Here is a 17,234-nt window from a genome sequence, read left to right as displayed (position 1 = left end):
TCCTTATGCGGATTGTTCAAGAAACGCTTTAATTAAAGGGGCCAATTCCATGGCCAGCGTCTCTGCTTCTTCTTTTTTAATCACCAGTGGCGGCAACAGGCGCACCACATTGTCTCGGGTTACGTTAATGATCAAACCTTTGTCGCGCGCAATCGCAACCAGTTCGCCACAAGGCTTCCACAATTCAATACCCACCATGAGGCCGCGGCCGCGAATATCTTTTACGCCAGCAATACCAGCCAGCTCACGCGACAAAATGGCCCGAATGAGCTGTCCCATTTGCTCGGCATGCGCCAGCAAACCCTCTTCTTCCATGATTTCAATGGTTGCCAAGGCAGCCGCTGACACCAAGGGGCCGCCACCGAATGTGGTGCCATGGGTTCCAGGTGTAAATACGCCTGCGGCAGGGCCCCAGGCCAGGCACGCGCCAATTGGCACGCCCGAACCCAACCCCTTGGCCAAGGTGATTACATCGGGCTGAATGCCCGCGTGCTGGTAACCAAACCACTTGCCAGTGCGGCCAATGCCACTTTGCACTTCGTCGATCATCAACAGCCAGCCTTTGGCGGTACACAACTTGCGTAGGGCCTGCAAATACTCGGTATCGGCCACATTGATGCCGCCCTCGCCCTGCAAAACTTCCAGTAGAACGGCCTGGATTTCGGGGTTGTCGTCTGCCGCCTGTTCAATTGCTGCGAAGTTTTTGTAGGGTACGCGTACAAACCCGCTCGGCAGGTCGCCAAACCCAATCTTGGCCTTGGGGCTATCCGTGGCAGCCAGCGTGGCCAAGGTACGGCCGTGCCAAGCGCGTTCCATCACAATAATCTTTGCGTTTTCAATGCCCTTCTTGTGACCAAAATATTTGGCCAGTTTGATGGCCGCCTCGTTCGCTTCAGCGCCCGAGTTGCAAAAGAAAGCCTCATCCATGCCTGAAATTTCGCACAGGCGATCAGCAAGATTTGATTGCTCAACCACGCCGTACAAATTCGAGGTGTGAATCAGTTTGCCTGCCTGCTCGGAAATGGCTTTCACCAGCTTGGGGTGATTGTGGCCCAAACCATTCACTGCGATACCGGACAAGCCATCCAGATACCTTTTGCCATCAGTTGACCACATCCAGGCGCCATCACCATGAGTGAAAGCAATGGGTTGGCGGGCGTAAGTTTTCATTAAGTGGTCTGTCACGTTAAAACTCTCTATCAGCAGTGTTCAGGCAAAACGCGGATTCTAAAAACAAACGCAGCCAATCGGTCGACGTGCGGCTGCGTTGTGCAAAGCGAAATTGTACGACGAATCAAGGCTTAAGGGCTAGTCTTGCCGGTGAGCCCGAGTCCTAAATTCATCCAGATCAGAGGGCAAGTGCTTGGCTCTGAGGTATTCATGGGCAACTACCGACAAGCATTCGTAGCTTGGCAGAGGGAAAGTTCTGCCCGAGGTTCGAATATTGTCGATTTTCATGGAGTCGACGTTGTCTCGACTCATCAGTGGCTCACCAGGTGCCAGTTCCATCAAAAACGCTTGAGCCTTCGCAGCAACGTCAGGAATACCAAATACCAGCGGGTTTTTTCCAACAGCGCGGGCTGAAAGCTTAACTAACTCTTTCAAGGTGAAAATCTCGGTACCCACCAAATCATAGGTGTTGTGCAGGGTGTCTTTGCCTTGATCTTCCACACATGCAAACACGGCTTTGGCCACATCACTGACCGAAACTGGCTGGAAGCGTGCATCAGCACCGGCCAATGGAATGAAGGGCGCGATCTTTGCCAGTGAGGCGAATGTATTCAGAAACTTGTCCTCACGACCAAACACCACCGAGGGGCGAAGAATTGTCCAGGCCAGTCCGCTGTCTTTGACCACAGCTTCGCCATCGGTTTTGGAGCGCAGGTACATGGACGGCGCCGGGTTTTGCACACCCACACCCAATGCGCTGATGTGAACAATTCGTTTGGCGCCATGCTTGGACATAGCGGTGCACAAGGCTTTGGGGAATTCAACATGGTTGACCCGAAAGTTTTGGCCGTAAGGTTTGCCCGGTTTGCTGTGTAGCACACCAAGCAAATTCACGACAATGTCTTGCCCCGACACAAGGCGACCCAGTGTGGCGCGATCATGAATATTTGCTTCAATAATTTGGCATGTTGGCAGGGTCAGCAGATGCTTTGCCCTGTCATAGCGGCGCGTGGGCACGGTAATTCGGTAACCGGCTTTGGCCAGTTGATTACAAACGGCTTGGCCCAGAAACCCCGAACCACCGATCACCAATACGTTTTTTGTTTTACTCATAGAAACAGCATTCACCTGATTACTTGGATCCGTAGATGATACCCAGTCTTTGTTTCAAAGGGATCGAGGCATTGTTCAACAGCAAGGAATAAGCCACGGTGTTGGACATTACGTTCTTTACGTAACCGCGTGTTTCGTCAAACGGGATCAATTCTGCAAAAATAGCCCCTTCAATCTTCCGGTCGCCCAGGCGACGTTTCCACAGGGCAGGGCGGCTTGGGCCCGCGTTGTAACCCGCAGAAGCAAGCACAGGTGATTGGTCATGCTGCTCAAATACCATTTTCAGGTAGCTGGTGCCCAAAGTCAGGTTGGTCTCAATTTCGGTAATGTCAGCAGGCTTGAAGTCGGACATGCCGATTTTCTTCGCCACATACTTGGCGGTAGCGGGCATGACTTGCATTAAGCCACTGGCTCCCACGCCAGAACGCGCAATGGTCACAAAGCGCGATTCCTGGCGAATCAAGCCGTATACCCAGGATTCATCCACGCCAATTTCCCTGGTTTTCGCCCGCATGTTCTCGCGGAATGGCGTCAGGTACCTTAAACCCAAGTCGTGTTCAATCTCGGTTCTGTCTGCTGCTGCAATTGCCCGGTCGTAGAGTTGATTGCGTTCAGCCCAAGTCGCGGCAGCGAGCAACTGCCTGTCGTTCATTTGTGCAACTTGTAGATTGAATTCCCAGAAACCCTCGGTGCGCAGGCCCGCATCGTAAAGTGCGAGTGCACGCAACAATCCAGGGTGTTTTTTTGCCCAGTCCAACTCGGCTGCGCTTAACAATTCGGGGCGCTTCGGGGCCGTGACTGAGTCGCCTAGTTCTTCATGGGCCAGTTTTCCGTAGAAAGAGAATGGGCTGCTGGCTTTGACCCATTCTTGTCGTGCTTCAACCAACTTGCCTGACTGGGCCAGCGCGCGTCCTCGCCAATAGGTCCAAGCCCTGTCCTCCTTCACATTCGGACTCATCTCGTTGGAAGCCTGGAGCACTGCATTCCAGTCCTCAAGAAGCAGCGCCGAGCGCACCTTCCACTCTTGTTGTTCCTGGCTCATTACTTCAGGTTTGCTGCGCTTGAAGTAAGTTAGTGCGTTTCTGTCCCAGACCAGACCGGCACGGTAGCCCACATGCGCCCAAAGCCATTGTTCAGAGCTGGGTGAAAGTTTGCCCTGATAATTTTCAGTCATTTGTCGCGCAACACGCTCATAGTCTTCCACTGCTTTTCTGGCCAGCGCGCCAGTCAAGTAGAGGTCTGTGTCGGCTTTTTGACCTGACGATTTCAGATATTTGTCAGGATTGAAAATCGCCTCGCGCAGCGCAGTGCTGCTGATCGTCTTTCCCCAAGCGGTGTCTTCGAATTCGTCAACAAACTTGACTGCGTTGGTCAGCTGGTTGGATGCCACCATTTGCAGCACATGTCGATCCAGGTCTTGCGCACTTACACCGCCCAGTTTGTACAGGTTTTTCAAAAGAACCCGACATGTTTTAGGCAGGCGTTTATCAAAACTCACCACAGCATCCAGTTTGTATCTCACCAACTGTCCCTGCTCTGCGGCGTACATCAAGTCAGCACACTCAACACCCTGGTCTGGGCGGTAGCGCAAGTGTTGTCGCTGCTCTGCAAAATCAGTCCACTGCGCCGTGCGTGCCAGTTGCTCAAGCCAGTCCCGTCTCAATGTTTCGGCTGGCCAGCTGTTGTCATGTTTGTTCAGCAGTGGCAGAATTTCTGACTTGTTCCACACCACTTCTCGATCGGGAAATTGTTTCTCCACCCCCTTCTGAAAAAAGCGAAACTGCCAGATGTCCACGTAGGGTCTGAATATGCTTTTTTGCGGCAATTCAGAAACCAAGCGGTTAAACTTGTCGTATGCGCCATCTGCATAGGCAGATTTGATCTGTTTGATTAACTCTGCATCCGTCTCTTTGTTGGCCAAAGCGGGTTGAAATGCCATAGCACCCAAGGCAAGCAAAGGTAGCGATACCCAACGTGAAATGTGGTGAGAAATTGTCATTGTTCCTGTCATGAAAAAATCATTGCGGCAAACTGCCATGGCTTATCGAAATCGGCTTCAGCCCGAAGAAATCAACTCGCTTAGCCAAGAAATTTCGGCATCTCTGATAACTCTACTCCAAACATTCCAGCCTTGCACTGTGGGTCTGTTCTATCCCACACGCGGCGAGCCGAATGTACTCGCCATCATGAATAATTTGGCGCTCAAAGGCTTTCGGTGGGCCTTGCCGGTGTGTTGTGAGTCGCCAACAGGCCCATTCTTGAAATTTGCGCAGTTTGCGCCAGACATGGAAATGGAGCTTGGCCGATACAATATTCCAGTTCCAAAATCCAAATCCTGGGTTCAGCCCGAAGTGTTGCTTGTTCCTTGTCTTGCTTTCCACCGAGCGGGGGCTCGTCTCGGGTATGGCGCAGGTTGGTATGATCGAACCTTGAGTCAAATGCCTGCCAAGCCAGTCACTGTTGGTGTGGCTTATGCTATTACCGAATCCAAAGATAACTTCTCAGAACAACACGACGAGTTACTCGATTATTTGCTCACTGAGCGAGAGTTTATTTTCACTCGCTCAGGCGCTTCTTAATAACCGATTTGATCCAGAATGGACAAGGTCGGCTGCGCGTTGTTCATGGTGTAGAAGTGCAGTCCGGGTGCGCCTTCCCTGATTAGTTGTTCACACAGGTTCGAGACAACTTCCAGTCCGAATGCTCGAATCGACTCGCGATCATCGCCGAAATGTTGCAGGCGGTTGCGCATCCATCGCGGAATTTCCGCACCACATGCATCTGAAAAACGAGCAAGCTGACTGAAATTGGTCACAGGCATGATGCCAGGAATCAGCGGAATCGAAATGCGGTGTTGCACTTGATCCCGGAAGTACAAAAATGCATCCAGATTGAAAAAATACTGGGTAATGGCAGAGTTTGCGCCGCAATTGACTTTGTGTACGAAAGCGTCCACATCGGCTGCCGGGCTTTTTGCTTGCGGGTGGGTTTCGGGATAGGCAGCAACTTCAATAAAAAAGTGATCGCCTGTTTCCTGTCGAATAAATTCAACCAACTCGCTCGCATATCGAAACGAACCCGTTTCCAACATGCCCGAGGGCAAGTCACCGCGAAGCGCAACAATACGCTTGATTCCGTGTTCTTTGTACTGCTTTAGCAGTGCCGCGACTTTTTCCTTGGAAGATCCAACACATGACAAATGCGGTGCTGCTTCCTCACCAGCCGCCTTGATCTCAAGCACGGTGGACAGTGTTCCGTCTTGGGTTGTGCCACCCGCCCCAAATGTCACTGAAAAAAACTCTGGCTTTCTTTCAGACAGTTTTTCACGCGTGGCGCGCAGTTTTTCTGCACCTTCATCTGTTTTCGCGGGGAAAAACTCAAAGCTGATGTTCATCATGGTCTTTTCATTCACAGAGTTATTGGTTTGTCGCAACATCGATATTTTTCGCTGCGTACACAAAATATTCTTGATTGCCGTCGCCCCCTTTCAACTCGCAGTGGAAAAAATCTTTCACAGTCAAGTTGAGTTGGGTGCAGCAAGTTTTTACATCGTCTTCCAATTGCGCGATAAGGTCGTCGAGATTTTTTACCAAACCGCTTTTCCCGATATTTTCAGGTCCAACTTCAAATTGGGGTTTAACCAAAAACAAACCTTCACATGTGGCTGGCATCAGCTTTGCGATATTGGGCAATACCTTTCGCAGAGAGATAAAGCTCAAATCTGCCACAGCAATGTCAAATGGCATGAACTCGGGTTTCAGCGCAGCGATTTCCTCTTCAAGATCAATGGTATTTACCTTGTAGAGGTTGACGCCTTCCATGGCGATCACAGCATGGTGTGCTCTCAAACGGGGGTGTAACTGATCCCGCCCAACGTCAATACCCACCACACTCAATGCACCCTTTTGCAGAAGGCAGTCTGTGAAACCACCCGTGGATTGTCCCAAGTCGATGCAGCGCTTTGCGTTGACCTCAATCTGTGTGTGTTCAAGTGCATGATGTAACTTCAATCCACCACGCGACACAAAACTGGGTGCATCGCAGTCAATCAATTCAAGAGTCATGAATGGTTCGATTTGCTGCGATGCTTTTTTACAGCAACAGGTTCTTGAACTACACCGTTACGCACCAACACTTTTCCTTGCTCGATCAAGCTTTGAGCCTGTGCCCGAGAGGGGCACAGGCCTTTTGCAACCAAGGCAAGGTCAGCGCGCAAAGGTGGTTCTTTCCAGGATTAATAGCGGTAGTGATCAGGCTTGTAAGGGCCGTCCTGCTTCACGCCAATGTAGCTTGCTTGCGCTGGGCTAAGTTCGGTAAGCTGGGCGCCAATTTTCATCAGGTGCAAGCGGGCCACTTTTTCGTCCAGGTGCTTGGGTAGTACATATACACCCACTGGGTACTTCTCGTTTTGCGTCCACAGCTCGATTTGTGCAATGGTTTGGTTGGCAAAGCTTGAAGACATCACGAAAGAAGGGTGACCTGTTCCGCAACCCAAATTCACCAAGCGGCCTTCGGCCAACATGATGATGCGCTTTCCATCGGGGAAAATGATGTGATCAACCTGTGGCTTGATGTTCTCCCACTGGTATTTTTTCACGCTGGCGATGTCAATTTCATTGTCGAAGTGACCAATGTTACAAACAATCGCCTGGTCCTTCATCTTCACCATGTGGTCGTGGGTAATGATGTCTTTGTTGCCTGTGGCCGTCACGAAAATGTCTGCCTTGTCGGCTGCGTAATCCATCGTCACCACGCGGTAGCCTTCCATCGCAGCTTGCAAAGCGCAAATTGGGTCAATTTCAGTCACCCAAACCTGGGCTGACAAGGCACGCAATGCCTGTGCAGACCCTTTGCCCACGTCGCCGTAACCAGCCACAACTGCCACTTTGCCTGCAATCATTACGTCGGTTGCACGCTTGATACCGTCAACCAGCGATTCACGGCAGCCATACAGGTTGTCGAACTTTGACTTGGTCACAGAATCGTTCACGTTAATGGCTGGGAAGGCCAATTCGCCCTTCTTGTGCATTTCGTACAAACGGTGAACGCCAGTTGTGGTTTCTTCAGTCACGCCCTTGATCTCTTTCAGGCGCTTGGAGTACCAAGTGGGGTCAGTTTTCAGCGTTTTCTTAATTGATTCGAACAAGCAAATTTCTTCTTCGCTGCCTGGGTTGTTCAGAACGCTGATGTCTTTCTCAGCCTTGGTGCCCAGGTGCAGCAACATGGTTGCGTCGCCGCCATCGTCCAGAATCATGTTGGAATAACCACCATCTGCCCATTCGAAAATGCGGTGGGTGAAGTGCCAGTAGTCGGTCAGTGATTCGCCCTTGAACGCAAACACAGGAATGCCAGCTGCTGCAATTGCGGCGGCTGCATGGTCTTGTGTTGAATAGATGTTGCAAGAGGCCCAACGTACTTCTGCGCCCAGTGCTGCCAGGGTTTCAATCAGCACAGCTGTTTGAATGGTCATGTGCAGTGAACCGGTAATGCGGGCACCTTTCAAAGGCTGGGATGCAGCAAATTCCTTGCGAATGGCCATCAAGCCAGGCATTTCGGTTTCTGCAATCGCGATTTCTTTGCGGCCAAAATCGGCCTGAGACAAGTCGGCTACGAAAAAATCGTTTTCGCCGTTAGCGGTGATAGGTTTTGCAATGGCGTTCATCACGCCCTCCTTTTTAAAGTTCATAAAGAAAGAAGCGTGAGCGCCGTTGTTTATTTCTTGTTCGAGCCTAGCACCCCAAAAAAGCATGGGTGTGTCGCAACGCTCCTCGAACGGCCTAAATTGTAACAGGGTTGACTCAGGAAGACCAAGCGGTATTCATGCTGGCACTTTCCTGATCAGTCTGTATTTTTTGTCAAACGCCGGCTGCGGCTTTCAATGCTTCAGCCTTGTCCGTGCGTTCCCAGCTGAATTCTGGTTCTTCGCGGCCGAAGTGTCCATAAGCTGCTGTTTTCGCATAAATTGGTCGCAGCAAATCCAGCATTTGTACAATGCCTTTGGGGCGCAGGTCGAAGTGGGCGCTCACCAATTCAGTAATTGCACTGTCCTCAATTTTTCCTGTACCGAACGTATTCACCATGATCGAAGTAGGGCGTGCCACGCCGATGGCGTAGCTCACCTGAACCAAACACTTCTCAGCCAAGCCTGCTGCAACAATGTTCTTGGCCACATAGCGACCTGCATAAGCCGCAGAGCGGTCTACTTTGGACGGGTCTTTGCCCGAGAATGCACCACCACCGTGAGGAGCTGCGCCGCCATAGGTGTCAACAATAATTTTTCGACCTGTCAAACCACAGTCACCCTGAGGGCCGCCAATCACAAATCGTCCTGTTGGGTTTACCAAAAAGTTGATATTTCCTTTCACCAGTTCCTTGGGCAGCACCGGCTTGATCACCTCTTCAATCACTGCTTCGCGCAGGGTCGCCAGCTCGATATCCGGTGAATGCTGGGTTGAAAGCACTACGGTGTCGATACAGAAAGGTTTTCCGTCAACGTACTTGATTGTCACTTGTGATTTTGCATCCGGGCGCAGCCAAGACAGGCGGCCATCCTTGCGAAGCAGGCTCTGGCGTTGAACCAGTTGGTGTGAAAGGCTGATGGCCAGTGGCATCAATTCGCGGGTTTCGTTCACTGCGTAACCAAACATCAAACCTTGGTCACCAGCGCCTTGGTCCAGGTCATTGTCGTGCGCTTTGTCTACACCTTGAGCAATGTCTGGACTTTGGCGGTCGTAGCACACCATCACCGCGCAGCTTTTGTAATCGATGCCGAAATCGCCGTTGTCGTAGCCAATTTTTTTCAGTGTTTCGCGGGCTACGTCGATGTAGTTCACCTGGGCGGTGGTCGTGATCTCGCCAGCCATTACCACCAAACCCGTGTTGGTTAGCGTTTCAGCAGCTACCCGTGCGGTGGGGTCTTGTTCGAGAATTGCATCTAAAACCGCGTCAGAAATTTGGTCGGCGACCTTGTCTGGGTGGCCTTCCGAGACAGACTCAGAAGTGAAGAAAAATTCGTTAGACATTAAAAAAGCTCCAAATAAACAAGGGGTTATTATGGCCGCCATGTTCGTTTGAAGCCCGGCGACGCTTTAGCAGATTTGTTTTAGTTCGCCCCGCAAGTTGTCATTTAACTCAGCGAACTTGGGAAATATACAACATTTGGGGACGAAGGCAAAGCACGTACTGGTTACAATCTGCCCCATGATCAAAAATTTGTTCAAAGCGTTATCGGTTTTTCCTTTGCCTGTCCTGCACACACTTGGTGCATGGTTGGGGTGGGCGGTATATGGTTTGTCGGCCAGTTACCGTCGCAAAATTGAAATTCACTCCAAAATTGCCTTTCCGCATAACGAATCGGCACGTGTCGCCGCTGTGAAGGGTTCAGTCCAGCATGCCGGAATGGCGCTACTGGAGCTTCCTTTTCTTTGGGGCTTGTCTACGCAGCAAGGCGCGGCGCGATGCACTGACATCACCGGCTGGGATGTGGTTGAAAGGGCCCAGGCAAAGGGGAAAGGCATTATTTTTCTCACACCGCACATGGGAAGTTTTGAATCAACCGCCCAAATATTCTCAACTCGTGCACCCATTACAGTGTTGTATCGACCCAATCGCAAGGCGGAACTTCAACACATTATTGAGGACAGCCGTGCGCGCGATAATGTTGCCCTTGCGCCCACTACGTTGGGTGGTGTGAAAATCCTGCTGAAGGCGCTAAAGCGCGGAGAAGCCGTTGGAATGTTGCCTGACCAAGTTCCAGCTCATGGAGAGGGTGTTTGGGCACCCATGTTTGGTCAGCCTGCGTATACCATGACCTTGCCGGGCCGACTCCACCACGCGACCGGCGCATCAATTGTTTTGGCAATTGGTTACAGAAAGCCGGGAGGACAAGGTTTTTGTCTTGAGTTGTATCAAGGTCCCGAGTCGCTCAGTGCAGACCCTGTTGAGGCGGCCACTCAAGTGAATGCCGCCATGGAAAAGCTTATTCTGATGCACCCTGAGCAGTATTATTGGGGCTATGAACGTTACAAACCTCCCAAAGGCCAACAGGGCCAGCAAGGGCAATCGTGACTCAATTTCTGATCTCAATGTGGTTTGCACTCGCGCGGTTACCATTTTTTGCTTATCGGCTCATTTCCTCATCAATTTCGACGTTGTTGGCCATGTTGTTGTTCGCCCTGGCGCGTGAGCGCCGAATGGTCGCACTCACCAACCTTTCCTTGTGTTTTCCTGATTCGTCCATTCTCCAGCGCATCCGTTGGGCCATGGTTCACATCTACTTTTACCTTCGTACTTTTCTGGACAGGGCTTGGCTGTGGTCAGGCAATGAAAGGGTAGTGCGTGATCGGGTGCGAATTGAGAACCCGGAAGGCTTGGCTATTCTTGACTCGGCGTCTCCAACTATTTTTCTGGCTCCACATTTTCTAGGGCTCGATGCAGCTTGGAGTCGACTGTGTCTTGAAATCGACATGGTCACCATGTATTCAAACCAAAAAAATCCCGTGTTGAATTCGTTGATATTGCAAGGACGTTCAAAGTTTGGCGACCAACTACTGTTGTCCCGCCAACAGGGCGTGCGTCCATTGCTGGCCGCGATGAAAAAGGGGCGTCCTTTGTACTATTTGCCCGACATGGATTTCGGTGAGCGCGACTCTGTATTTGTCGACTTTTTTGGGGTCAAAGCTGCCACGGTCACCGCGGTGGCCCGGTTGTCCAGGCTGCTTCAGGCGCAAGTTGTACCGGTTACCACCAAATACAGCAAGGGTCGATACAGCATTCATATTCATGCACCGTTACCCAACTTTCCCTTGGACGACGACGCTGAATCAACGCAGCTGATGAATCATCTCATCGAGTCTTGGGTGAAAGACAACATTCCGCAATACTTGTGGTTGCACAAGCGGTTCAAAACCCGCCCGGCCGGCGAGTCCAGAATATACTGACACTTCAGATCAATACACCACGGTCTTTGATAAAGCGACGATGGCAACTTTGAATACACTCAAGTTCACCAAAATGCACGGTGCGGGCAACGATTTCGTTGTACTGGACAACTGCGCGGGTCAACTAGACCTCAGCCCCGGGCTGATCAAGCGGCTTGCCGACCGCCATTTTGGCGTCGGCGCTGACCAGGTTCTTATCGTCGAGTCTTCCGACCTTGCCGATTTCAAGTACCGAATTTTCAATGCAGATGGTCAGGAAGTTCAGCAGTGTGGCAATGGCGCGCGCTGTTTTGCGCAATATGTGTTCGACAAAGGGTTGACCCGGAAAAATCAAATTACCGTTGAAACTCTCGCTGGCATCATTCAGCCCGAGTTGATCAAACACAATTGGGTCAAAGTGAATATGGGGCCTGCGCAGCTTAATCCCTGCAAGGTACCGTTCATTGCGGAGGGCCTTTCCAGTCGTAAGGTAGGTGGCCTGACACAATACAAACTCCCCGTTGACTCGGGTTCTGATCTGGAAGAGTTGTGGGTTGGAGTCGCTTCTATGGGGAATCCCCACGTCGTTGTTCTCTTGGATCAACCAGCCTCCGATGATTTGGTTCAGCGCTTGGGCGCCACACTCGAATCGCACCCCCGTTTCCCTGAGCGGGTTAACGTGGGCTTTCTTCATATCGTAGACCGCAGTCGGGTTCATCTTCGCGTGTATGAGCGTGGGGTGGGCGAAACCCTCGCTTGTGGAACCGGGGCGTGTGCAGCTGCCGTCGTAGGTATGAAAATGGGACTAATCGCCGAGCGCGTAGACGTTGTCAAAGCCGGTGGAACCCTCACCATTGAGTGGAGTGGCCAGCAGGACAGTGATGTCTTGATGACAGGTCCAGCACAAACAGTTTTCGAAGGAGAGTTTTACTTATGACTGACGAGGCCGTTCAGGTTGCCGATTTTCTGAAAGCACACCCTGATTTCTTGATCAAGAATCCAGGAATTCTCGCTTTTATTAAACTGCCAGAGCAAAGCACCGGGAACGTGGCATCGCTGCACGAACGTCAAGTTCAAACCATGCGCGAAAAGGTTAAGTCGCTTGAGCACCGGGTGGTCGAAATGACCCACGCAGCTGTCGAGAATCAAGCGATTATTGACAACCTTCAATCGATTACCCGCACTTTGCTCACAGTCAAAAACGCGGGTGATTTGCCCACTGTATTGGTCGAGGCAATCAAGAAAAAATTTGTGGTTCCCATAGTTCGTTTACAACTGTGGGGTGAGGACAATTCTGAAGTCCACGATTCTGACAAAACGCTCATCGATAGCATGAAGAATCTTTACTGCGGATTTGCCGAGAATGCACCGACACTCTCGGTTTTTGAAGGTGAAGATGTGGTTCCACGTTCAGTGGTACTGATCCCTTTGCGTGTCGGCGCCAGTCCGGTAACCTTCGGTTGCCTGGGATTTGGTTCCCCCGACAAAGACCGCTTCTCGCCAACCCTGGAAACTGATTTTCTGAATACTCTGGCTGAAACCGCATGCGCCGCGCTGAGCAGACTCCAGAACACGCAATCCTGATTCAACGTTATCTGGATTTTCTGCGGCTGGAGCGGCGTTACAGCGAAAATTCTGTAAAGGCCGCTCAGCGTGACTTGTTGTTGATCATCAATCCACCACAGCAAGTTACCCCCACAGCACTTAAATCAATTCTTGCTCAGCGCCATGCAAACGGTGCTGCACCTGCCAGCCTGGCACGTGTGGCCTCAAGCTGGCGGGGATTTTTCAAATATTTACTGAACAACGGCGTTATTGAAATTGATCCCACGTTGGGGCTGAAAACTCCCAAACTACCCAGGGCCCTGCCCAAGGCAGTGGGAGTTGACGCCTTGGCTGCGTTGCTTGCTCTGCCGCTTCCGCAGGAATTCCGTTTTGCGCAGGCCCATGTACTGATTGAATTGCTGTATTGCACGGGGCTGCGAATCAGCGAGGCCTTGATGCTTCGAGCCGAAGCCTTGAATGGATCTACAGAATTGAGGGTTATCGGTAAGGGGAACAAAGCCCGAATTGTGCCTGTGGTCGACACATTGCAGGCTCGTCTCAGGGAGTTTGTTGAGCCCCGCCAACGTCACTTGCTCAAACATGGAAGAGGGCAAGAAACCTCCCTGTTCGTGTCTGCCAAAGGGCAAGCGTTGACTGTCAGGCAAGCACAGCGAGATATCGCAAACCATGCTGCAAATTGCGGTTTGGGACAACATTTACACCCCCACATGTTGCGTCACTCATTTGGAAGTCATTTGTTGCAAGGCACTCAAAATCTGAGGGCCGTTCAGGAATTGTTGGGGCATGCTTCGATCGCGTCTACGCAGGTCTACACAGCTCTGGATTTTGACCACCTTTCCACCGTGTACGACAATGCTTTTCCGCGAGCCAAATAAAATTTTATAGCGCAGAAAGCAAACGTGTCGCCGCCAAACCCAAAGTCTCATCGCCTTGACGTGTCATTTTTGCGGCAATCAGTCGGTTGAGCATCTTTGCCGTGTTGTGTGTTGGGTCATTGGCGCTGAATTTTTCTCGAGCCTGAATCATCGATTCAATCACGTAATCAGCGTTGTTTCCTGCATTCTCTTTGGCATACAGAATGGCTACGGTGTCAGCGAACAGCTCTTGTTTGTAAACCATCTCTGGTTTCGGGCCAAAACCCCCTGTGTTTTGAATCCCTCTGAACTCGTCTTCATCCACCTCGTAGTTGGCCACGAAGGAGCGGCTTTCCCGAAAGCAGTGTCCCATCTCGTGGGCCACTGATGCAGCGATAATTTGCTGCCAGTGGGCGCGATTGGATTCGTTCAAGAATCGCCCCCACTGCGCCCATGCCGTCTCATTTGTATTCACAATGACTACGCATTTTCCGTTGGCATAAGCCAAGGCGCCCAGTGGTGTGGGTTCGGGACGTTCCGTCACGATCAGGGAGGGTTTGGTTCGCATTTCCACCTCCAGTTCCGTCATGACTTCCCTGGCAATCTGTTCAACTTGGTGTGCGGGCAATTGCGTCTGGTCAATTGAACCAAAACCCAAACCCAGAGAGAGAAGAAATGACAACATTGCTGAATCCAAGCGTTAAACCTGAATTCAGTTTCTGTCTTTCCATTGAGTTTCCTTTTGATGAAAAAAGCCTTATAAATCAGGCTTTTCGTTCAAAGTAGGAGTCTGTAAACCACGCCATGTAAGAACTTCCTTTACAAGTTCCCTACCGTCAAGAAGTTGTGCTTGCCACTTGATCGCATGGGTTTGTAGTTCTGGCAAATGCGGCAAAAGATTAATCCAGGCTTTGCCAAAATCTACCGTTGTATCAATACAGTTCCAGGCCAGCCAGCAGTTCCAAAGCGCCAATCTACAATCTGCACCAAGCCCGCTTGCATACAGATCGTAAAAGCAGGCAAGTTTCGCGGTGTGTGCATCGTCTTCGGTCGGGTAAATTTGCCAAATGAATGGTTTTCCCGCCAGTTGAGCTCTCACAAATGAGTCTTCTCCCCTCACAAACAACACATCATATTGCGCCAACAACTCATCAAATTCACTTTGTGCGACGAAGGGGATCTGGTGGGCACAATCCTCCAGTTCAGGTGCTAAAACATTCCCTGCCAGTCCAATTTTTATTGCGTATTCCGGGGTGTTAATTGAATTACAGAGATCAATCAGCTTTCGAATAGGTGCGTTTGGATAGGCGAAAACGAAAACATTCAGACCCGTATTGTTTGTTGATTGCTGTTTTCCAGCCAGGCGAGTAGGGTAGTCGCAATGAATCAATCCCCCGGTTTTGTCGGTAAAGCCGGGATAAAAAAAGGTGGTAACGTGCCCAGTGATTGGGTCTGTTGATGTGTTCAGGTGAAAGCTTTCAATCCATTTTTCAGACGAAAGATAGTCAATCAGCAACCAAGGGGTGCGGGGAAAACGGCTTTTCAGCGCTAGATCAAAGCGGAATGCAGTTTGCCCACTTGAAGTTCCGAATGGCTCCAGAATCAGATCTGGCGTTTGTCGATACTCGGTTTCGATGTTCGTCTTGACCGCATCGATTAGCCTGAGGTTATCGTTGACCGAGTGCGGATATAGCGCCTGAAAAGTGGCTGGCTCATCGTGAAACAAATCCACGCAATGGCCCTTCGCAGCCAGTGCTTTCGCCAAGCGAAGGGAAAAGCCAGCATCACCGAAATTATCGATTACCTTGCAAACAATGCCAATGTGCATAGAGCCTCAAACCGGAAAATACAAAGGGCCCCAAGTGGGGCCCCATGTTTTCCATCTCAAATGGAGTAATCACTTCACGCGTGCGCGGTATTCCGCAGTGCGAGTGTCAATCTCAATCTTGTCGCCAATTTCAACGAAAGCGGGCACCTGAATTTCAAAGCTGGTGGGCTTAATGCGGGCTGCTTTCATGATCTTGCCCGATGTGTCTCCACGTACGGCTGGTTCTGTGTACTCAACTTCACGCACCAAGCTGGTTGGCAATTCCACAGAAAGTGCCTTGCCGTCGTAGAACACCACTTCGCATTCCATGCCGTCGTCCAGATAGTTCAAAGCGTCGCCCATGTTTTCGGCTTCTACCTCGTACTGGTTGTAATCCGCATCCATAAACACATACATAGGGTCCGCAAAGTAGGAGTAAGTCACTTCCTTGCGTTCCAGCACCAACAGTTCGAACTTCTCGTCCGCTTTGTAAACGCTTTCCATACCTGCACCGGTCAGCAGGTTTTTCATTTTCATTTTTACAACGGCGGCGTTGCGGCCTGATTTGTTGTATTCGGTTTTCAAAACCACCATGGGGTCTTTGCCAACCATAACCACGTTGCCTAGGCGAACTTCTTGTGCTGTTTTCATGAGTTTGATGAGGATTTAAAATTTAAGCCCCGTATTGTACTCGAAGTGTTTGTTGGCACAACACATCTTCGCGTGTGAATTCAGGGCATTTTTGAGGGGTTGAAGGGTAATAAAGCCTTTTAATTCAGACTGTTTTCGATGTGTTTCTGTTTAACACCGGGCTTGGGTCTACTTCTATATAGGAGCCAACGGCCAAGTCTGTCGGCAATTCGTAAGGGCCGACCACTCGTCGGTGCAGTGCTTCAACATGATTGCCAACAGCAGCCACCATTCGTTTAACCTGATGATACTTCCCTGTAGTAATGCCCAATTCCAGCCTCCCGTCGCCCAGTAAGTTGGCTTTGCTGGCATAAATGATCTCAGGTTCATCATCCAGGTCCACACCTTCCAGCAAGCGTTGCAACTGCAACTCTGTGAATCGGCGCGCGCCGGTCACCTCATAGATTTTCTCCACCTCCTGTTTGGTGCCCACCTTCCCACTTATCAGTCGATGAATAAACTGACCGTCATCTGAAAACAGCAAAAGTCCAGTGGTGTCAACATCCAGTCGGCCAGCGGCCTGCAGGCCGCGCTTTATATAGTGCTTTGGCAATAAATCAAATACCGAGGGGTTGTGGCTAGGCAGGTGAGAAGTCTCATAGCCAGCAGGTTTGTGCATCAGCACATACTTGTGCTGGGTGATTTCGAAGCTTTTTCCGTCAATTAACAGGGTGTCTCCCAAAGAAATTTCATCGATTTCAGGGTCGATCTGAATTCCGTCGCGAAAAATCTCAGAATTCCAGAAAATATTTTCACATTCACGACGACTGCCAAGTCCTTGTGATTGCAGTATTTTTACGCTCGGTCTAACTTTCATGTAAGGATTCTTTGAATTTATTTGCCAAAAGTGTTTGACAGTTGGAAAGATGATGTGCATAATCTCGTTTCTCTGCTGCACGACAAGCAGCACGAAACGAAGCAAACAAGCGGTTCTCCAAGGTTTTAAGTAAGCTTGAAGAGCAGCAAGGTTAGCAGAAATTTCGAAGCGATCTTTAACAAGTTAACAGCCGATAAGTGTGGGCACTGACCAGATGGGTTTAAGGTTTGTTCTTTTCTCAAAAAGAATGACTTTGAATCACGATTCAGAGTTAGTGCTCACGGAATAAAGTAAATGAG

At 50.5% G+C, this 17,234-nt stretch carries 18 protein-coding genes and 1 riboswitch; of the genes, 6 read left to right on the top strand and 12 right to left on the bottom strand.

The window, feature by feature from the left end:
- Nucleotides 1-3: 3 nt before the first annotated feature.
- From BSZ31_RS00090 to BSZ31_RS00080, 3 genes are all read right to left on the bottom strand, one after another.
- Nucleotides 4-1,185 (bottom strand): aspartate aminotransferase family protein, encoded by a 1,182-nt coding sequence (locus BSZ31_RS00090; protein ID WP_168426786.1) that lies wholly within the window; start codon nt 1,183-1,185, stop codon nt 4-6.
- 123 nt (nt 1,186-1,308) lie between these two features.
- The gene (locus BSZ31_RS00085; protein ID WP_105026998.1) at nt 1,309-2,283 is read right to left on the bottom strand and encodes a complex I NDUFA9 subunit family protein; all 975 of its coding nucleotides are present in this window, start codon (nt 2,281-2,283) and stop codon (nt 1,309-1,311) included.
- Between the two features lie 19 nt (nt 2,284-2,302).
- The gene (locus tag BSZ31_RS00080) at nt 2,303-4,294 is read right to left on the bottom strand and encodes a lytic transglycosylase domain-containing protein (protein ID WP_168426785.1); all 1,992 of its coding nucleotides are present in this window, start codon (nt 4,292-4,294) and stop codon (nt 2,303-2,305) included.
- Here BSZ31_RS00080 and BSZ31_RS00075 point away from each other — a divergent pair.
- Nucleotides 4,293-4,862: a 5-formyltetrahydrofolate cyclo-ligase gene (locus BSZ31_RS00075; RefSeq protein ID WP_105026996.1), complete on the top strand. Its 570-nt coding sequence runs from the start codon at nt 4,293-4,295 to the stop codon at nt 4,860-4,862. The two genes, BSZ31_RS00080 and BSZ31_RS00075, sit on opposite strands and share 2 nt — an antisense overlap.
- Here BSZ31_RS00075 and metF read toward each other — a convergent pair.
- The 5 genes from metF to metK all read right to left on the bottom strand — a co-directional run bounded on the left by metF (nt 4,859) and on the right by metK (nt 9,305).
- Nucleotides 4,859-5,680, bottom strand: coding sequence for a methylenetetrahydrofolate reductase [NAD(P)H] (gene metF / locus BSZ31_RS00070; protein WP_168426784.1), 822 nt, complete (start codon nt 5,678-5,680; stop codon nt 4,859-4,861). The genes BSZ31_RS00075 and metF overlap by 4 nt on opposite strands.
- A gap of 19 nt (nt 5,681-5,699) precedes the next feature.
- Nucleotides 5,700-6,347, bottom strand: coding sequence for a TlyA family RNA methyltransferase (locus BSZ31_RS00065; RefSeq protein WP_105026994.1), 648 nt, complete (start codon nt 6,345-6,347; stop codon nt 5,700-5,702).
- Complete coding sequence (locus tag BSZ31_RS17705) at nt 6,344-6,499, bottom strand: S4 domain-containing protein (protein ID WP_105026993.1); 156 nt, start codon at nt 6,497-6,499, stop codon at nt 6,344-6,346. The genes BSZ31_RS00065 and BSZ31_RS17705 overlap by 4 nt, the downstream gene beginning before the upstream one ends.
- A gap of 18 nt (nt 6,500-6,517) precedes the next feature.
- Entirely contained in the window at nt 6,518-7,945 is a 1,428-nt protein-coding gene (gene ahcY, locus BSZ31_RS00055) for an adenosylhomocysteinase (protein WP_105029681.1), read from the bottom strand.
- Nucleotides 7,946-7,976: 31 nt separating this feature from the next.
- Nucleotides 7,977-8,059, bottom strand: a riboswitch (S-adenosyl-L-homocysteine riboswitch).
- Nucleotides 8,060-8,138: 79 nt separating this feature from the next.
- Nucleotides 8,139-9,305, bottom strand: a complete 1,167-nt coding sequence (gene metK, locus BSZ31_RS00050) for a methionine adenosyltransferase (protein WP_105026992.1) — start codon at nt 9,303-9,305, stop codon at nt 8,139-8,141.
- 178 nt (nt 9,306-9,483) lie between these two features.
- Between metK and BSZ31_RS00045 the strand changes: the two genes are divergently transcribed.
- From BSZ31_RS00045 to BSZ31_RS00025, 5 genes are read left to right on the top strand one after another with little or no spacing between them, the layout of a single operon-like run.
- Nucleotides 9,484-10,350 (top strand): lysophospholipid acyltransferase family protein, encoded by an 867-nt coding sequence (locus BSZ31_RS00045; RefSeq protein WP_105029680.1) that lies wholly within the window; start codon nt 9,484-9,486, stop codon nt 10,348-10,350.
- 17 nt (nt 10,351-10,367) lie between these two features.
- Nucleotides 10,368-11,222: a lysophospholipid acyltransferase family protein gene (locus BSZ31_RS00040; protein ID WP_105026991.1), complete on the top strand. Its 855-nt coding sequence runs from the start codon at nt 10,368-10,370 to the stop codon at nt 11,220-11,222.
- A 40-nt stretch (nt 11,223-11,262) separates the two neighbouring features.
- Nucleotides 11,263-12,138: a diaminopimelate epimerase gene (gene dapF / locus BSZ31_RS00035; RefSeq protein WP_105026990.1), complete on the top strand. Its 876-nt coding sequence runs from the start codon at nt 11,263-11,265 to the stop codon at nt 12,136-12,138.
- Nucleotides 12,135-12,785 carry a DUF484 family protein gene (locus tag BSZ31_RS00030; protein WP_105026989.1) on the top strand — a complete coding sequence of 217 codons (651 nt, stop codon included), beginning with the start codon at nt 12,135-12,137 and terminating at the stop codon, nt 12,783-12,785. Before dapF ends, BSZ31_RS00030 begins: the two co-directional genes overlap by 4 nt.
- Nucleotides 12,746-13,642 carry a tyrosine-type recombinase/integrase gene (locus tag BSZ31_RS00025; RefSeq protein ID WP_105026988.1) on the top strand — a complete coding sequence of 299 codons (897 nt, stop codon included), beginning with the start codon at nt 12,746-12,748 and terminating at the stop codon, nt 13,640-13,642. Before BSZ31_RS00030 ends, BSZ31_RS00025 begins: the two co-directional genes overlap by 40 nt.
- Nucleotides 13,643-13,646: 4 nt before the next feature.
- On the opposite strand, the gene BSZ31_RS00020 is transcribed toward BSZ31_RS00025, so the two are convergent.
- From BSZ31_RS00020 to BSZ31_RS00005, 4 genes are all read right to left on the bottom strand, one after another.
- Nucleotides 13,647-14,306 (bottom strand): hypothetical protein, encoded by a 660-nt coding sequence (locus tag BSZ31_RS00020; protein ID WP_105026987.1) that lies wholly within the window; start codon nt 14,304-14,306, stop codon nt 13,647-13,649.
- 72 nt (nt 14,307-14,378) lie between these two features.
- The gene (earP, locus tag BSZ31_RS00015; RefSeq protein WP_105026986.1) at nt 14,379-15,449 is read right to left on the bottom strand and encodes an elongation factor P maturation arginine rhamnosyltransferase EarP; all 1,071 of its coding nucleotides are present in this window, start codon (nt 15,447-15,449) and stop codon (nt 14,379-14,381) included.
- Between the two features lie 69 nt (nt 15,450-15,518).
- Entirely contained in the window at nt 15,519-16,079 is a 561-nt protein-coding gene (gene efp, locus BSZ31_RS00010; RefSeq protein ID WP_105026985.1) for an elongation factor P, read from the bottom strand.
- Between the two features lie 124 nt (nt 16,080-16,203).
- Complete coding sequence (locus BSZ31_RS00005) at nt 16,204-17,040, bottom strand: pseudouridine synthase (RefSeq protein ID WP_105026984.1); 837 nt, start codon at nt 17,038-17,040, stop codon at nt 16,204-16,206.
- Nucleotides 17,041-17,234: the final 194 nt, after the last annotated feature.

Origin of the sequence: Limnobacter sp. SAORIC-690, from assembly GCF_002954425.1 — a bacterium.
Classification (GTDB): Bacteria; Pseudomonadota; Gammaproteobacteria; order Burkholderiales; family Burkholderiaceae_B; genus Limnobacter; species Limnobacter profundi.
This window is presented reverse-complemented; position numbering and strand designations above follow the sequence as displayed.